The organism is Alteromonas gracilis (genome assembly GCF_002993325.1).
GTDB classification, from domain to species: domain Bacteria; phylum Pseudomonadota; class Gammaproteobacteria; order Enterobacterales; family Alteromonadaceae; genus Alteromonas; species Alteromonas gracilis.
The window spans coordinates 69,802-86,460 of the sequence record NZ_PVNO01000005.1 but is presented as its reverse complement, the minus strand read 5'-3'; the positions used below and the strand labels follow the sequence as shown (position 1 = coordinate 86,460).

Below are 16,659 nucleotides of genomic sequence, written 5' to 3'. Positions count from 1 at the left end.
TGTAGTAATTAGTGTCGAGATTGACTATGACGAGACACTTTCTGAACTTCCGGCATGGTGCGTATTTTCTTCATCACGCGCGCCAAGTGAACACGATTATGTGTGGTAAGTTCAAGGTCGATAAAGTAGATGTTACTCTCTTTTTCTTCAGTTTGCAGGCCAATGATATTGGAATCGCACCCTGAAATGGTGTTCGTTAATGTTGCCAGTGTGCCTTGATGGTTAAACAATTCAATGCGAAGCGACGCCTTAAATTCACCTTGTGGATTATCGTCCCACTGCATGGGCAGCACTCGCTGCGGCTCTTCTCTTGTGAGCTTGCGAATATTATTACAGCCAATTTGATGTATAGTCATTCCGCGGCCAGGGCTTAGCACCGCTACAATTTCATCATCTGGAATGGGGTGGCAGCAACGAGAATAATGAACAAGCAGGCCTTCGGTACCCCGAATAGCAACATTGCCTTTCTTATCTGATAAATCAGTTGTGCTTTCGCCAAGTAAACGACGAGCGACAATAGCGCTCAATTCGTTGCCAAGCCCTATATCAACAAGTAAATCATCGAAACTGTCGTGTTTGGTCTCTGCAACAACCCGTTCGATATCTTCGTTTGGAATATCATCTAGCTTAACGCTTCCTAACGCATGGCGAAGAAGGCGGTTCCCCATGTTTACCGCTTCTTGAGAATGCTGCTTGCGTAAGTACTGACGAATGCGCGTACGCGCACGAGCACTTACTACAAAGTTCAGCCAGTTCGCATTCGGTTTTGCTTTAGGAGAAGTAATGATTTCAACGGTTTGACCGTTCTCTAGCGGCTTGCTCAAGCTAAAGTTTCTGCGTTCTACACGCACACCTACACAGGTATTACCCACATCGGAATGAACTGCATAGGCAAAATCGACGGCAGTTGCACCGGTTGGTAATTCAATAATACGGCCGTCTGGTGTGAACACATAAATTTCATCAGGGAAAAGGTCGGTTTTCACCGATTCGATGAATTCAAAAGACGAACTGGCCGATTGCTGAAGTTCAAGCAAACTTTGCATCCACTTACGTGCGCGAAGCTGCGCAGTAGTGCCATTGTCGCCTGGCTCTTTATAAAGCCAATGTGCGGCTACCCCTTTGTCAGCCATTTGGTCCATTTCCTGTGTACGAATTTGAATTTCAACAGGAATTCCGTGTGGCCCAATCAATGATGTATGTAGCGACTGATAACCGTTAGTTCGGGGGATCGCAATGTAATCTTTGAAACGATTTTCAATGGGTTTATAAAGCCCATGCATAGCACCGAGTGCGCGATAGCAATTATCTACCGAGTCAACCACTATGCGAAATGCGTAAATATCCATTACCTCATTGAACATCAGTTCTTTGTTTTTCATTTTGCGGTAAATGGAATAGAGGTGCTTCTCACGCCCTAGCACGTTCGAGTCGATTTCGTAGGCGTCTAAGCGCGTATTAAGCTCTTCACGGATATTTTCGATGATTTCTTTACGATTACCACGCGCTTGTCGAACTGCCGATTTTAGGGCGCGATGTCGCATCGGATACATGGCTTGGAAACCCAGGTCTTCTAGCTCGTTTTTAATATCGTGTATACCCAATCGATGGGCTATCGGCGCGTAAATCTCTAAGGTTTCAAGAGCGATACGTCTGCGCTTATCTGGACGCAGCGAACCCAGAGTGCGCATATTGTGCGTGCGGTCAGCAAGTTTGATGAGAATAACCCTGATGTCTTGCACCATGGCCATCATCATTTTACGAAAGTTTTCGGCTTGCGCTTCTTGTTTGGTACTAAACGCTAACTTATCTAGCTTACTTACGCCTTCAACCAGTTCTGCAACGGTATCGCCAAAGGCTTCAGCCAAGTCTTCTTTGCTGTAATGGGTATCTTCGATAACATCATGAAGCAGCGCCGCCATGATCGTCTCATGATCAAGGTGCATATCCGCCAGAATACCCGCAACAGCAACAGGGTGTGTAATGTAAGGGTCGCCACTTGAGCGCATTTGTCCATCGTGCGCTTCTTGCGCAAGCACAAAAGAATCCTGAACCAGCTGCACGCGCTCGGCCGGCAAGTACTCTAAAACTTTCTGCTTTAAACCTTCAAACAAATACACAGCGAAGCGTTACCCTAATCACTCTTACAAAACGTTATAACACTAAGAATACGTTTTATTGTGCAATAAGCCAATACACCAAAAGCAAAGCGCCAGTGCTTTTTTCAAAGCACTGGCGCCAAATTACAGCTAAAACCGTTGAAAGTAAGTTTTACTGATCAGATAAAATGTTCGCAACAGAGGCAAACTCAGCGTGTTCTTGCTGTTCTTGAGCTTGAAGATCCGCTTGTTCTAGCGTAGCAGCAGTCACTAAACCTTCTTCAATTTCGCGAAGTGCTGTTACAGTTGGCTTATCGTTTTGAACGTCAACCATAGGATCTTTTCCTCCAGTGGCAATTTGACGTGCACGGCGTGCAGCAACAAGCACTAGGTCAAAGCGGTTACCAATTTTATCTACGGCATCTTCTACAGTTACGCGAGCCATGTATTTCTCCGGAAATTAGGTTGAGCAATTTATTCAAAAAACGGCCGCGTAGTATACACAAACACACTGCGCGATCCTAGTGTTTTGTTTGAAATTGAAGCAGTCAGATCTGGGCGACGAATTGCTGATCTTCAGGCCTTCAAGCAAACGCCATACACGATATGGTAAACCTACGCGTTACCCAGTAGTTCGTCCAATAGCACCTGATGTCGCATTTGCTGTTTCATTGTGCGAAGGCGTCGTGCGGTAACGATAGACTCTAAGTCATTTAACGCGGTAGCAAAATCGTCGTTAATAATGACGCTATCGAACTCGTTAAAATGCGACATTTCAGCCACCGCTTGTGCCATACGGCCCGCGATGACCTCTTCAGAATCTTGTCCGCGACTATTTAAACGCTGCTCTAGCACCTCTAATGATGGAGGTAAGATAAATATCCCGCAAGTATCTGGCATAAGCGCTTTAACTTGGCGTGCGCCCTGCCAATCGATATCTAGAAACACATCTATTCCGCGGTGCAACGTCTGCTCGATAGTTACGCGAGAAGTGCCGTAGTAGTTACCGAAGACTTCCGCATACTCGAAGAATACGCCTTGCTCAATAAGCGCTTCAAACTGCTCACGACTGACAAAATGATAGTGGACGCCATCAACTTCACCTGGACGAGGTTGACGCGTGGTATGAGACACAGACACCTGCATAGGCGCGCTTTCATTGCCTTCGTACTTTTCCATTAGTGCCTTTATAAGGCTTGATTTTCCTGCTCCAGACGGAGCTGCAAGAATGAATAAGTTGCCAAGTAGTGAAGCCATAGGATATTAAAATTTATCAAAATGTGGTGATTTCAGGTGGCAATGATAGCATATTAAGCCATTGCGCCGTAACTCTGATTATTCAGTTTATCCATCAATGGAAGATGTTTACCTTCGTTTAAATCGAAGGACGGTAATAGCAAATAACTAAAAATAATAAATTTCTATATGGTTGGGTCAGAATCATAACTCTGCCGCCACCATTTGTAGAAAGATAGAGATTGCCTGTGAGAAAGGAAGCCATTGGTGATAAAGCAACAAACTTAACTAGGAAATAAAGAATGACTCAGCAACTTCTGCCGTGCGTAGAGATTAATCCAACTGCTGCGCCCGATGCCTGCGTTATCTGGCTTCACGGCCTTGGCGATTCAGGTCACGGTTTTGCTCCTATCGTGCCAGAACTTAAACTTCCCGAATCTTTGTCCGTTAAGTTTCTTTTTCCCCATGCCCCAGAACGCCCTATCACTATTAACAACGGTATGCGTATGCGAGCTTGGTACGATATTAAGTCATTAGACTTCGAAAGCCGCGCAGATTTAGAAGGTGTTAAAGCATCAGCAGAGCAAGTTGAACAGCTCATTGAAGCGCAGATTGAAAGCGGCATACCATCAGAACGCATCATACTTGCTGGGTTTTCACAAGGGGGAGTTATCGCGCTTCATTTGGCACCTAGGTTTGCACACAAACTTGCCGGTGTACTTGCGCTCTCTACTTATATGTGTGAGCCATCATTGTTAAGTAATGAAGCAAAAGATATCAATCGCGATACACCGATTATGATGGCTCACGGCGAACAAGACGAAGTAGTGCCTGTGTTCATGGGAAATGCAGCGTTTAAAACGCTAAGCGAATGCGGATTTAATGCCACGTGGCAGACCTATACCATGCAACACAATGTGTGCATGCAAGAACTCAACGATATTAGCGCGTGGCTTCAAACCCGTTTGAAATAGGGCTACTCGACAACGCGGTTTCTACCTCCGTTTTTAGCTTTGTAAAGGTTGTCGTCTGCCTGCTTTAAGCATGCATGCAAGCTGGTGTCAGTGAGAGCGGTCGCTACACCAAAGCTTGCTGTAATGGGGTGATTGATGTCACCCTCTACAAAGGGGTTGGCCTCAATCGCCTTTCTCATTTTTTCAGCTAACTTTACGGCTTGACTAAGTGATGCATGGGGAAAGAGCACTAAAAACTCTTCGCCGCCTGTTCTTGCAACAACGTCGGTCGCTCTGACGGTTTCTTTCATCAAGCTGGCAAAGTGAATCAACACCTCGTCGCCTATATCGTGACCGTAGGTGTCGTTAATCTTTTTAAAGTAATCGATATCAACCACCACAGCGCTCAACGGAAAGTATGCTGCTGGGTCTTGCATCGCCTTTTCAAAAAACACTGCTTCAAGAAAACGCCTGTTGGGTAATTTTGTTAGCGGATCGGTGTTCGCCTGACGCATTCTTTCAAAATTCTCACGTAGCATTTCTCTACGGCTTTGATGCCAAAAATTTTCGCCGATAAAGGCTACGCAAATGAAACAGAATGTCGCAATAAGAAAGCGTGAAACATGCTCGTCGGGATAAACTGCCAGAATATGGTTTTGGTTATAAAGCATGAAAATGGCTATCCCCACCGTAATCGCTACGTAGGCCAAGGCAGGTTTAAATTGCACCACGACAATCTGAACGAAAAGCAAAGGAAAGATAAAGTAGAGGCCCGTATTATTAAGCCCGCCCGTGTAAATTAAGCCGTTTATTGTAAACATCACCACAAGCCCGGCAATGTAGTAAAAGATATCTGCGCGCGGAAATATGTGAGAAAGCATGACATTTGCGTACACAAACGCGGCAGACCCCGCTAGCATGCCCACTAAAAGTGGGTTGTCCGTGCCCACATTGAGCCACGCCATGAAGGCCATAATTGTGCCGCCTACATAGGAAATGAAGTACAGGGTTGCTCTTCTGCGTTTCCTTTCTGCCTGATCTTGCTGGGCGCCTTTAAGAAGCTGCCTCAGCGATGCATTATCCATAAAAGGATGCTCTCCATAATTGCTCAAATACTTCGTGACAGTTCCTAGCATAGACTGTTTACTTACTAATAACAAAGAAGAAAACTACTGCTATTTTCAAACATTAATTCAGAAAATGCGTATACTACGAGTATCTCGTATGACGTTCAGTGATACGTCGCTTTAGTTCATCTTTTTTATTAGTTTGGAATAATCATGAGTCACCTCAACACCACCCGCACCGTTCGAATTGCTACTAGAAAAAGTGCGCTAGCACTTTGGCAAGCAGAGTATGTGAAGGCTAAATTGTTGGAGCATTATCCTTCAATGACTGTTGAGCTTGTTCCCATGAGTACGCAGGGCGACAAAATATTAGATACGCCTTTGGCAAAAATTGGCGGTAAAGGCCTGTTTATCAAAGAGCTTGAAATTGCCATGCTCGAGGGCCGCGCTGATATTGCCGTGCATTCAATGAAAGATGTTCCTGTAGCGTTTCCTGATGGATTTGGTTTGCATGCCATATGCGAGCGTGAAAACCCGTTCGATGCCTTCGTATCCAATCATCACGACAGCTTAGACGCCCTACCCCAAGGTGCTGTGGTTGGCACATCAAGCCTTCGCAGACAGTGTCAAATTCGTAAACACCGTCCTGACCTTGTCATTAAAGATCTTCGCGGCAATGTGAATACTCGTATAGCAAAACTGGATGCCGGTGAGTATGACGCCATCATATTGGCCTCAGCAGGCCTTATACGCCTTGAAATGGAATCTCGAATTCGCATGCCATTACCGGCGGATATTTCATTACCCGCAGTAGGGCAAGGTGCAGTAGGGATCGAATGCCGTAACGATGACGAAGAGTTAATCGCTTTACTTCAAGCCTTAAACCACGTTGACACTAATACCCGTGTTACGGCAGAACGCGCCATGAACGAGCGACTAGAAGGCGGATGCCAAGTACCGATTGGTAGCTTTGCTACACTTGATGGTGACGTGCTAACGCTAACCGGCATGGTAGGTAAACCAGACGGCACTGAGCTTCTTTTTGCCTCAGCGACAGCATCTAGAGAAAACGCCAAGGACATAGGTGTTGAGGTTGCTGAAGCCCTTCTAGAACAAGGTGCAGGAGAAATTCTTAAGGCGCTTTACAACTAAAGCGCTTTTTACTCACATTGGGAAGCTATGTTTAATTTGCCCATGCGCTAATTTATTTCGCGCGATATGGCGAAAACCAAAAAGGATGAAGCTTCGTTTACATGCTACTGTTTACTCGCCCCTTACCGAAATTAAAAGCCAGTGCGATAGCTTTTGAAAAAGCTGGCTTAGATGCCGTGGGCATAGCCACCTCAGATATTACGCCGGTTTCTTCAGAAAGTAGCGCTGCCGCTGAATTTCTGCAGAATAACCCCGTTAATGTGATTGTAGTGACCAGCGTATACGCAGTGAAATCTGCAATAGCAGGCCTTAATAAAACTTTTGAAAACCCACCGCTCATTGTGGCAGTGGGTGATGCGACATTGCGTAAACTACAATCTGAGCTAGACGTTTTTCCGATAGATAAAATTGTTACGCCTGACGTTCATACATCGGAAGGTATATTGGCAATGCATCAACTTAATGAGGCAAACTGTCAACACGTCGTTATTATTAAAGGCGAAGGTGGGCGAAGTGCAATTGCTGACGGATTAAACGAACGAGGAATTCTAGTAAATTGCTTTAACGTTTATAAAAGAGAGCTACTTAGCCGTCCAATTTACACAAAACGGTGGAAAATGAGCGACGTTAGCGGCATTATCGCTACAAGCGAAGCAATGGCACTACAGCTGTTAGCACACTATGGTGACGCATTATTCGACTTTCCGTGGTTAACAGTAAGTAGTCGTATTGCCAACACCCTGACTGTTAAAGGTATTAAAAAGGTTGGCATTTGTCAGCGAGCCACCGATCAGGCGCTCATCGCCTGGGTAAAGGATAACTGGGAGTATTAAATGGCCAATAATAACGAAAATAGCCCACAAGTAGAGGAACGCGTAAACGTGGATGCTGAAAAAGAAGTAATTGAGTCTTCTGCCACACAGAGCGAATCGACAAAGTCTGGCGCTAAGCAAAAGAAATCATCAGGCAATGGCCTATTATGGTTCGTTGTAATCATCCTATTTTTAATAGTGTTAGGCATGGCTGGCGCTGGTTATTGGTATTATATGCAGCAGCAGTCGGCAAGCGCTGACTCTGCCACTACCCAGCAAAGTAACGCGACGAAATTGAACGCCATTGAACGTGAGCGCGCTGACATTTTAGCGACGCTACAAGACGTAGCGCGAACAAACCAATCCTTACAAAGCACAGTGGACGAACTGAAAACGCAGAACGAACAACTCTCTCTGCAAGCTGAGTCTACACTGCAGCAACTTAACAATATGGAAGGTCGCCGCCCCACAGACTGGTTAATAGCCGAAGCCGACTATTTAGTGCGTATGGCAGGCAGAAAGCTGTGGTTGGAAAACGACGTACGCACCGCCATTTTACTTCTTGTTAATGCAGATAAGCGCTTGAAGTCTCTAGCAGACCCTTCAGTACTGCCTGTTCGCGCAAGCCTAGCGGAAGACATTCAAACACTGCAGCAGCTTAACCCTGTCTCTCAGAGCTCGGTCGCCCTTGCGCTTACCGGCATGATGGCACAAATTGACAAGCTTCCTCTTGATACCTTTGAGAAACCAGAAGACGCCAGCGCCGAAGACACTACCTTGTCGGAATCTGCTGACGATTGGCAAGACAACCTTGCAAAAGTATGGCGCTCTTTGGTTAATGATTTCTTAACCGTTAAAACCATTGAAGGTCCGATTGAGCCAGTGCTTTCTTTAGAAGCGCAATTTTTAGCGAAAGAGCAGCTTCGACTGCAGCTCATGCACGCACAAACTGCCGCACTTCAAGGCGACGCAGGCTTATATAATCAATCACTGCAATATGCCCAAACGCTAATTATCGAAAAATACGATACAGAGAAAAGCCAGGTGACCGGCTTTGTAGAAGCGCTACAAAATCTTATTGCCACTGACATTTCCCGTCCTATTCCTACTGAGCTGGCCTCGCAAAAGCCTTTAGAGCGTTTGCTAGATAGCCGTGTTAAACAGGTATTTGGACAAGGAGCAAGCGCACTATGAAATGGTTAGCTATTGCCCTTGCGGTATTAGCCGCATTCGTTGTTGCACTGATTGTTGGACCAATGCTACTTGGCGATAAAGGTTACGTGCTTATTTCTCTTGGCAGTACTGCCATTGAAATGACGGTAATCAGCTTTTGTATATTGGTGATTGGTGCCGTTATCGCTTGGTATGTACTATCGAGATTTGTTGTGTGGGCGTTAAGCCTGATAACGGGCTCTCATAAGTGGTTTGGTACACTGGGTGAGCGCAAGCGCAAACGCGCTTTTTATGATGGCCTTCACGCTATGGCGTCTGGCGATTTCGAGAGCGCTCAAAAGTCGTTAAGCAAAACTACAAACGGAGATTTTGAAGGCGTTAACTATTTAGCATCAGCTCAAATTGCGCTTGCTAATAATGACCTGTCAAAAGCCCGTTATTTCTTAGTGCAGGCCTCTGACTTCCCTAACGCAAAAGTAGCCGCTACAGTCATGCACGCCCGTGTCGATATGGCCGAAGAGAAATACGACGCGGCCCTTGAAAAGCTTGATGAACTTGAAGAAAAAGAGCGCGAGAACAAGCAAGTTGTTCAGCTTAAAGCGCGCATTCTTGCCAAGCTGGGTAAGTGGCAAGTATTGCAAGACAATCTTTCTGCCTGGCGCAAGGCGCTACCTAAAGACGATTACACAGCATGGAGCCAGCGTATTGCCAAAGGTAAATTTGCAGAAATTGCCAGTAAGCAAGGTGCTGTTGAGCTTAAATCATATTGGGAGACGCTGCCGCGCAAACTGCGTCATGACGATGCATATCGCGCTGCGTATGTTCAGCAGTTGCTTGACCAAGGCATGCATGCAGACGCGCAGCAACTGTTGGTTGAATGGCAAAAACGTGGCCCGAATAGCGCCCTGTTCCCGTTGTTCACGCAGCTTAATATCCCTGACGCATCGCCCTCATTACGGTTGTTAGAAAGCTGGATTAAACAAGACGACGAAAATGTTGAACTGTATTCAACGCTAGGCCAAGTTGCGTTTAACTCAGGCGACGATGTGTTGGCTGAAAAAGCCTTGCTCAAAGCAACAAAAATGAAATCGCGTAAAGAAGATTTGCTGTTGCTTTCTGCTATCAGTGAGCGCCAACAAGATACAGCTACAGCCCTGCAGCTTTATAAAGAGGGTCAGCAATTAGCTGGCTAGGTGACGTTTCATTTAACCTAGCTGGTAGTACTTGTATTAACCGTAAAATTGAAGATATAGTAAAAAGGAACAGTAAATTCGTGCTCTAAACTTGTGTCTAAAAACACTCAGTTCTAGTGAGCAGACCTTGTTTTAAGCGCGAATAAAATAAATTACTTGTCGGAGTGCTTCACTGGTAACCCAGTAAGCTGAGACCGCGAAAGTGGGATCCGTTGAACCTGATCAGGCTAATACCTGCGAAGGGAACAAGAAAATGCAATGCACACAGTGCTTACAATAATCACAACACTGTGGCTCGTTTGTATAATAAAGCGAGTGATGTAAACGTTAGAATAGGTTAAGCGTAGAAAGCGAGCGCAGACAGCGGCGCAAGCATCTAGGCTAAAGCAACGATAACACTCATCACACAATTGTTATTACCCTCGAGTTGAAAGCCGGGTTTAAAACCTTAACCCTCACACATTGTATTCTCCTTCACTCCTGACAAGCATTTTTAAACCTAAACTTAAAAGGCCAAAATGCTATGTCGAACAGACGCGAACAGCGCCAACAGGCGCAACAATTCATCAACGAGCTAGCTGGCGAAGCTTACCCCAATTCCACACGCCATTACGAAAATGGAAGCCGAGATGACATCCGCGTTGCCATGCGCCTTATTCATCAGCACGACAGCTTAGTCGGTGGCACCGAAGACAACCCTATTCTAAAACCAAATCCGCCGATCCCCGTGTACGACACTTCTGGCCCCTACGGCGACCCTGACGAAAACATCGATGTTCATAAAGGCTTAGCGCCTTTGCGCAGAGCGTGGATTGAAGAGCGTGGCGATACTCATGCTCTTGATGGTGTTTCATCACATTTTGCTAAAGCGCGTGAAAACGACATTTTTACCGAAGACTTTCGTTTTATACGCAACCGCAAACCGTTAAAAGCGAAAGCGGGCAAAAACGTAACGCAACTGCACTACGCCAGAAAGGGCATTATAACCCCTGAAATGGAATACATTGCCATTCGCGAAAATATGGGTCGCCAAGCCATTAAAGATGCAGAACTTACGCAGCAACACAAAGGCGAACACTTTGGCGCAAATTTACCCGAGACTATAACCCCCGAATTTGTGCGTCAGGAAGTGGCTGCAGGGCGCGCCATTATTCCGTGCAATATTAATCATCCTGAGCTAGAGCCAATGATTATCGGCCGCAACTTCTTGGTGAAAATTAACGCCAACATTGGTAACTCAGCGGTGACCTCTTCCATTGAAGAAGAGGTAGAAAAGCTGGTGTGGTCGACCCGCTGGGGCGCCGACACAATAATGGATTTATCCACCGGCAGAAACATTCACGAAACCCGCGAGTGGCTTCTGCGAAATAGTCCGGTTCCACTTGGCACCGTGCCCATTTATCAGGCCCTTGAGAAAGTAAACGGCGTTGCCGAAGGTCTCACATGGGAGATGTTTAAAGACACGCTTATCGAGCAGGCCGAGCAAGGGGTGGATTATTTCACCATTCATGCTGGTGTACTGCTTGAGTACGTGCACCTTACGGCAAAACGAGTTACCGGCATTGTATCTCGCGGCGGGTCAATTATGGCGAAATGGTGCTTAAGTCACCACCAGCAAAGCTTTTTATACGAGCACTTTCGCGACATCTGTGAAATTTGCGCCAAGTACGATGTAGCATTGTCGTTAGGTGATGGCCTGCGCCCTGGCAGCGTTGCCGATGCTAACGACGATGCACAATTCTCTGAGTTACGAACCCTTGGAGAACTGACAAAAATTGCGTGGGAATACGATGTTCAGGTAATGATTGAAGGCCCCGGGCATGTGCCAATGCACATGATTAAAGAGAATATGGAAGAGCAATTAAAGCACTGCCATGAAGCGCCTTTCTATACCCTTGGCCCCTTAACTACCGATATCGCACCGGGCTACGACCACTTCACATCCGGCATTGGTGCCGCCATGATTGGTTGGTTCGGCTGCGCAATGCTCTGCTATGTAACACCTAAAGAGCACTTAGGTCTACCCAATAAAGAAGATGTAAAACAAGGCTTAATCACCTACAAAATCGCCGCTCATGCCGCTGATTTAGCCAAAGGTCACCCAGGGGCACAAATTCGCGACAACGCCATGTCGAAAGCGCGCTTTGAATTTAGATGGGAAGATCAATTCAACTTAGCCTTAGACCCGCACACGGCTCGTGCCTATCACGATGAAACCCTTCCTCAGGCCTCCGGCAAGGTTGCTCACTTTTGCTCAATGTGCGGTCCTAAGTTCTGCAGCATGAAAATTTCCCAAGAGGTACGGGATGTCGCTAAGCAGGCGGAACATCATGCGCATGAAGAAGAAAAGAAAAAAGGCATGAAAGACATGGCAAACGCGTTCAATGAATCTGGCGCTGAACTCTATCATACCGCCGACAGCAAGGTTGAATTGCCATGACAGACAACGCCTTGCAGCAAACCGCGGTTAAACAGCCGGTTGTATGGTGTATAGGCGGCATAGACTCTAGTGGCGGCGCGGGTATAACCCGCGACGCCATTACCCTTGCCGACTTAAAGGTTCACGCCTGCGTCATTACTACACAGGCCACGGTGCAGTCGAACACGGTGATGTTAAGTAAAGAAAGCATGACGGCCTCGGCGCTGAATCAGCAGTGGCAGGTGCTAAGTGAAAGTACTCAAGCTAGCGCCATAAAAATAGGGGCTATTGCTAACGATGAGCAGGCGTTATTACTGTGCGCCCGCATTCAATCTCTGGCTATGCCACGACCGTTTGTCGTATGGGACCCGGTATTGCGCACCTCATCAGGTGGAAAGTTAAGTGAGCTCTCTGAACCGGTGGTAGAAGCACTTTTAAACACCGTAGATTTGGTTACCCCTAATACTCAAGAGCTTTCTTGGTTAACTAATATGCCAGTAAAGACCGATGATAGCCTACGCGCGGCGGCATACCAGCTTATCGAAAACGGCGCACACGCTGTTTACATAAAAGGAGGGCACGCAAGTTGGCAAACACAAGCATGTGATACTTTTGTAAGCCCAACACAAACTATACAGTTCACTCAGCCAAGAAAAGACACCGGCAAGCTTCGCGGTACAGGGTGTATGTTAGCCAGTGCTATTGCTGCATTTGTTGTACATGATTACTGTATTGAAGATGCGCTCACCCTGGCAAACGCTTATGTTAGCCAGGTCAGAAGCGACTCTTGCTCAAGTTCAGCACATACGCCTGCTTTTGGGCGTTGCGTTGGCTTTCCGCGTAATCCAGCGAGCTTCCCTTTAGTAAAATTTTCTCCTCGAGAACCACTGGCAACGCAAACCTTTTCATTAGACGCAGAAAAAGCGCCTCTGCCTCAAAGCAATACAGTAATAAGCCCTTTCAAAACCCTTACCCAAACTCATCTAGGTTTATATCCTGTGGTCGATAGCGTTGAGTGGATAGAACGATTATTACCTACTGGCACTAACATCATTCAGTTTCGTGTAAAACAGGGAACGCAAGAAGACATTCGCCAGCAGATAAAAGAGGCAATAGCACTCACAAAGCACACACACTGCCAACTATTCATTAACGATTATTGGGAGCTGGCTGTTGAGCTAGGTGCTTTCGGTGTGCATTTAGGGCAAGAAGATATCGATACCGCCGATTTGCACGCTATTCGAAAGGCTGGTACTAGACTGGGGATCTCAACCCATGGCTTTGCAGAAATTCAGCGAGTGCGACAACTGAAGCCATCATATATCGCCCTTGGGCACATATTTCCTACCAATACCAAAGAAATGCCTTCTAAACCGCAAGGCATAGAACGCTTATCCAAATACGTTGAACTATGTGAAGGCATTCCTACCGTTGCTATAGGTGGTATTAATTTAGCGCGCATTGCCGATGTGGCTAAAACAGGCGTTAACGGCATTGCGGTAGTCAGTGCGATTACCCAGGTCGATGACCCCTTACACGCGTTTTATGCTTTGTCTAAGGAGGCGGGTTTTGCATAGCCACTCATTCATCCAGCCCACTGCTCACTCGGCAGGCCAAGTATTTGAGCACTCATTAAACACGCAAGACATAAGGCGCTACAGCAGACAACTCATGCTTGATAGCGTTACAGATGAGGGACAAGCAAAGCTTGCCAGTTCCCATGCAGTGGTAATTGGCCTTGGCGGATTAGGTAGCTTAGTCGCTCGGTATTTAGCTGGGGCCGGTGTAGGAACCATTACATTAGTTGACGGCGACACCGTAGATATAAGTAATCTGCAGCGCCAAGTGACTTACAATGAAATGCACCTTGGCGAGCTAAAAGCAAAATCGCTATTTAATGAATTACGCAAAGTTGACTCCAAACTTAACATCATAATTAAAAGCATTTACGCTGATAGTAAGAACTTACCAACATTAATTTCTACAGCCGATTGCGTACTTGATTGTACCGATAACATCGAAACGCGTAAGTACATTAATGCCGTTACCCATCGTGCCTCTATTCCGCTTTTTATTGCGGCGGCAAGCGGGCTACGCTGGCAAGCATTGAACTTACCTCAAAACAACAAACGCATCGGTTGTTACGCTTGTCTTGTTGAACACATAGACGTGCGCGAAGACTGCCTAAGCAAAGGCGTGCTAGGCCCAGTAGTTGGTATGGCCGCCTGCCATCAAGCTACACAGGCTTTGCTGTTTTTAGCTAAAAGATTCAACGCCGACATAAAGTGGGGCCATTACCTAACCGGGAATGCCAGTCAAGGTTCGCTCCAAAGCTTCATACTTCCCCCCTCTTCAACCTGCGAGGTATGTCATGACCCAAATTAAAGTAAATGTGAACAATCAACCTTTAAACGTGATTGCCCCCATCTCATTAAGCGAACTCATTGCGCTTAAGCAAATCGACGTAGACGGCACTGCTATCGCTAAAAATACGGCTATTGTGAGCAAACGAGAGTGGTCGACTACTTACCTCAACGACAACGACACCGTTGATATCTTTACCTTAGTGGCAGGAGGCTAAAATGCTAACGCTCGCAAACCACACGTTTACATCACGTCTTTTAACCGGTACGGGAAAATTTAGTAACGCCACCATTATGAAAAATGCGGTGGCTGCCGCACAAAGCAATATCGTTACGCTAGCCATGAAACGCGTAGCGAGCAGCAGCGGGCAAGACCAAACGTTAAAAGCACTTCGAGAATTAGGAGTGACTTTATTACCTAATACATCGGGGGCTAAAAATGCACAAGAAGCTGTTTTTGCGGCTGAGCTTTCCTACGAAGCATTAGGTAGCCCTTGGATAAAGCTAGAAATTCACCCTGATCAGCGTTATCTATTGCCCGACCCTATCGAAACGCTTAAAGCCGCTGAGATTTTGGCAAAAAAAGGGTTTCACGTCTTACCCTATTGCGGCGCAGACCCTGTTTTATGCAAGCGATTAGAGGATGTAGGCTGCGCCGCGGTTATGCCCTTAGGCGCACCTATTGGGAGTAATCAGGGCTTACAAACCAAACCTTTCTTACAGATTATTGTTGAGCAGGCGTCAATTCCGGTAATTGTGGACGCTGGGATAGGAAAACCCAGTGAAGCCATGGCCGCCATGGAAATAGGCGTAGATGCAGTACTGGTAAATACCGCCATCGCCACCGCCCAAAACCCTGTCGCCATGGCAGAAGCCTTCGCCAGTGCGGTGGAAACGGGCCGAAAAGCGTTTGAAGCAGGGCTTGGCGCAACGTTTAGTCAAGCACAAGCTTCCAGCCCATTAACTGCATTTTTGGAGCCGGCGGTATGAAAGTAGCGCAAGCGCTAATACAGCAAGATTTGTCGCATTTAGCTTTATCGATAAACAGTAAAAACGCGAGTGATGTAGAGCGAGCGTTAAACGCTAGTACACTTTCACTAGACGACTTTATGGCGTTGATTTCCCCCGCTGGCGCACCCTATCTTGAGGACATGGCAAATCGCGCACAGGCGCTTACTCGTTATCGCTTTGGCAATACTATGCAGCTTTTTGTGCCTTTGTACCTGTCGAACCTATGTGCCAATGAATGTACCTATTGCGGCTTTACCATGAGCAATAAAATAAAGCGCAAAACCCTATCTATAAGTGAAGTGCTTACCGAAATCGAAGCCATTAATGATATGGGATTTTCTCAGGTGTTGCTGGTGACTGGTGAACATGAAACTAAAGTGGGCATGGACTATTTCGAACGAACCCTTAGCGCTATTCGTGACAAGGTGAGCTACCTTATGATGGAAGTGCAGCCGCTAAAAAGGGAGCAATACGAAACACTAAAACACCAGGGGTTAGATGCTGTTTTAGTGTATCAGGAAACCTATTCGCCACAGCATTACGCCAGCTACCACACCCGGGGTAAAAAACAGGATTTTTTATGGCGCTTAGAAGCCAGCGATCGTATAGGGCAAGCCGGTATAGATAAAATAGGTATAGGTGCGCTACTTGGTTTAGGCGACTGGCGGGTTGATAGTGCTATGACGGCTCTTCACGGCAAGTTGATACAACAGCACTATTGGCAAAGCCGCGTATCTATTGCCTTTCCTAGGCTTCGAAGTTGTGAGGGAAACAATACTGGCGGTAACGCACTTACCAATAGCAAGCTACCTAATGAACGTGACTTGCTTCAGCTGATTTGCGCCCACCGATTGTTTAATCCACAAGCTGAACTATCGCTTTCTACCCGCGAGTCGGCCGCATTTCGAGACGGCGTAATGCCGCTGGGGATAACATCAATGAGTGCAGCGTCCCAAACGCAGCCAGGCGGCTATAGCGAACCTTCACAGGCATTAAATCAGTTTGATATAGACGACAACCGTTCGGTGCCAGACGTGGTAAACGCGATTGCAGCGAGAGGATTAGAGCCCGTCTGGAAAGATTGGATGCCCTTTAAAGCCCGCGCCTAGCCGTTCAACTCTGCATGAGTACATGCACGCAAAGCGTAATAAAATGGCTGCTTTGCAATCAGTTAAACGATT

At 46.5% G+C, this 16,659-nt stretch carries 15 protein-coding genes and 1 riboswitch; of the genes, 11 read left to right on the top strand and 4 right to left on the bottom strand.

Annotated features, from left to right (window positions below; genetic code table 11):
* Window positions 1–8: 8 nt before the first annotated feature.
* The 3 genes from spoT to gmk form a co-directional block, all read right to left on the bottom strand.
* Window positions 9–2,120, bottom strand: a complete 2,112-nt coding sequence (spoT, locus tag C6Y39_RS03125) for a bifunctional GTP diphosphokinase/guanosine-3',5'-bis pyrophosphate 3'-pyrophosphohydrolase (protein ID WP_105929872.1) — start codon at window positions 2,118–2,120, stop codon at window positions 9–11.
* A gap of 151 nt (window positions 2,121–2,271) precedes the next feature.
* Complete coding sequence (rpoZ, locus tag C6Y39_RS03120; RefSeq protein WP_105929871.1) at window positions 2,272–2,544, bottom strand: DNA-directed RNA polymerase subunit omega; 273 nt, start codon at window positions 2,542–2,544, stop codon at window positions 2,272–2,274.
* Window positions 2,545–2,714: 170 nt separating this feature from the next.
* The gene (gene gmk, locus C6Y39_RS03115) at window positions 2,715–3,356 is read right to left on the bottom strand and encodes a guanylate kinase (RefSeq protein ID WP_105929870.1); all 642 of its coding nucleotides are present in this window, start codon (window positions 3,354–3,356) and stop codon (window positions 2,715–2,717) included.
* Window positions 3,357–3,637: 281 nt separating this feature from the next.
* Between gmk and C6Y39_RS03110 the strand changes: the two genes are divergently transcribed.
* Entirely contained in the window at window positions 3,638–4,309 is a 672-nt protein-coding gene (locus tag C6Y39_RS03110; protein ID WP_105929869.1) for an alpha/beta hydrolase, read from the top strand.
* Window positions 4,310–4,311: 2 nt separating this feature from the next.
* Here the strand turns inward: C6Y39_RS03110 and C6Y39_RS03105 are convergent, their stop codons facing one another.
* Entirely contained in the window at window positions 4,312–5,373 is a 1,062-nt protein-coding gene (locus tag C6Y39_RS03105) for a GGDEF domain-containing protein (protein ID WP_105929868.1), read from the bottom strand.
* Between the two features lie 195 nt (window positions 5,374–5,568).
* Here C6Y39_RS03105 and hemC point away from each other — a divergent pair, with 195 nt between their 5' ends.
* From hemC to thiH, 10 genes are all read left to right on the top strand, one after another.
* Window positions 5,569–6,507 carry a hydroxymethylbilane synthase gene (gene hemC, locus C6Y39_RS03100; protein ID WP_105929867.1) on the top strand — a complete coding sequence of 313 codons (939 nt, stop codon included), beginning with the start codon at window positions 5,569–5,571 and terminating at the stop codon, window positions 6,505–6,507.
* A gap of 101 nt (window positions 6,508–6,608) precedes the next feature.
* Window positions 6,609–7,340 (top strand): uroporphyrinogen-III synthase, encoded by a 732-nt coding sequence (locus C6Y39_RS03095; protein ID WP_105929866.1) that lies wholly within the window; start codon window positions 6,609–6,611, stop codon window positions 7,338–7,340.
* On the top strand, window positions 7,341–8,513 hold the full coding sequence (locus tag C6Y39_RS03090) for a uroporphyrinogen-III C-methyltransferase (RefSeq protein ID WP_105929865.1): 1,173 nt from the start codon (window positions 7,341–7,343) through the stop codon (window positions 8,511–8,513).
* On the top strand, window positions 8,510–9,685 hold the full coding sequence (locus C6Y39_RS03085) for a heme biosynthesis HemY N-terminal domain-containing protein (RefSeq protein ID WP_105929864.1): 1,176 nt from the start codon (window positions 8,510–8,512) through the stop codon (window positions 9,683–9,685). Before C6Y39_RS03090 ends, C6Y39_RS03085 begins: the two co-directional genes overlap by 4 nt.
* Before the next feature lie 150 nt (window positions 9,686–9,835).
* A riboswitch (TPP riboswitch) is annotated at window positions 9,836–9,947 on the top strand.
* Window positions 9,948–10,208: 261 nt separating this feature from the next.
* Window positions 10,209–12,125: a phosphomethylpyrimidine synthase ThiC gene (gene thiC / locus C6Y39_RS03080; RefSeq protein ID WP_105929863.1), complete on the top strand. Its 1,917-nt coding sequence runs from the start codon at window positions 10,209–10,211 to the stop codon at window positions 12,123–12,125.
* On the top strand, window positions 12,122–13,681 hold the full coding sequence (thiE, locus tag C6Y39_RS03075) for a thiamine phosphate synthase (protein ID WP_105929862.1): 1,560 nt from the start codon (window positions 12,122–12,124) through the stop codon (window positions 13,679–13,681). The genes thiC and thiE overlap by 4 nt, the downstream gene beginning before the upstream one ends.
* Complete coding sequence (locus C6Y39_RS03070) at window positions 13,674–14,489, top strand: HesA/MoeB/ThiF family protein (protein WP_240618794.1); 816 nt, start codon at window positions 13,674–13,676, stop codon at window positions 14,487–14,489. Before thiE ends, C6Y39_RS03070 begins: the two co-directional genes overlap by 8 nt.
* On the top strand, window positions 14,476–14,685 hold the full coding sequence (gene thiS / locus C6Y39_RS03065; RefSeq protein ID WP_105929860.1) for a sulfur carrier protein ThiS: 210 nt from the start codon (window positions 14,476–14,478) through the stop codon (window positions 14,683–14,685). Before C6Y39_RS03070 ends, thiS begins: the two co-directional genes overlap by 14 nt.
* Before the next feature lies 1 nt (window position 14,686).
* A complete protein-coding gene (locus C6Y39_RS03060; RefSeq protein ID WP_105929859.1) occupies window positions 14,687–15,457 on the top strand; it encodes a thiazole synthase in 771 nt (256 codons plus the stop codon).
* Window positions 15,454–16,587, top strand: coding sequence for a 2-iminoacetate synthase ThiH (gene thiH, locus C6Y39_RS03055; RefSeq protein WP_105929858.1), 1,134 nt, complete (start codon window positions 15,454–15,456; stop codon window positions 16,585–16,587). Before C6Y39_RS03060 ends, thiH begins: the two co-directional genes overlap by 4 nt.
* Window positions 16,588–16,659: the final 72 nt, after the last annotated feature.

Bases quoted from the DNA above. Each gene is read 5' to 3' on its own strand.
- C6Y39_RS03105 (WP_105929868.1), bottom strand. From the start codon at position 5,373: ATGGATAATGCATCGCTGAGGCAGCTTCTTAAAGGCGCCCAGCAAGAT.
- C6Y39_RS03110 (WP_105929869.1), top strand. From the start codon at position 3,638: ATGACTCAGCAACTTCTGCCGTGCGTAGAGATTAATCCAACTGCTGCG.
- C6Y39_RS03090 (WP_105929865.1), top strand. From the start codon at position 7,341: ATGGCCAATAATAACGAAAATAGCCCACAAGTAGAGGAACGCGTAAAC.
- C6Y39_RS03060 (WP_105929859.1), top strand. From the start codon at position 14,687: ATGCTAACGCTCGCAAACCACACGTTTACATCACGTCTTTTAACCGGT.
- thiS (WP_105929860.1), top strand. From the start codon at position 14,476: ATGACCCAAATTAAAGTAAATGTGAACAATCAACCTTTAAACGTGATT.
- rpoZ (WP_105929871.1), bottom strand. From the start codon at position 2,544: ATGGCTCGCGTAACTGTAGAAGATGCCGTAGATAAAATTGGTAACCGC.
- C6Y39_RS03095 (WP_105929866.1), top strand. From the start codon at position 6,609: ATGCTACTGTTTACTCGCCCCTTACCGAAATTAAAAGCCAGTGCGATA.
- thiE (WP_105929862.1), top strand. From the start codon at position 12,122: ATGACAGACAACGCCTTGCAGCAAACCGCGGTTAAACAGCCGGTTGTA.
- gmk (WP_105929870.1), bottom strand. From the start codon at position 3,356: ATGGCTTCACTACTTGGCAACTTATTCATTCTTGCAGCTCCGTCTGGA.
- hemC (WP_105929867.1), top strand. From the start codon at position 5,569: ATGAGTCACCTCAACACCACCCGCACCGTTCGAATTGCTACTAGAAAA.
- C6Y39_RS03085 (WP_105929864.1), top strand. From the start codon at position 8,510: ATGAAATGGTTAGCTATTGCCCTTGCGGTATTAGCCGCATTCGTTGTT.
- thiC (WP_105929863.1), top strand. From the start codon at position 10,209: ATGTCGAACAGACGCGAACAGCGCCAACAGGCGCAACAATTCATCAAC.
- thiH (WP_105929858.1), top strand. From the start codon at position 15,454: ATGAAAGTAGCGCAAGCGCTAATACAGCAAGATTTGTCGCATTTAGCT.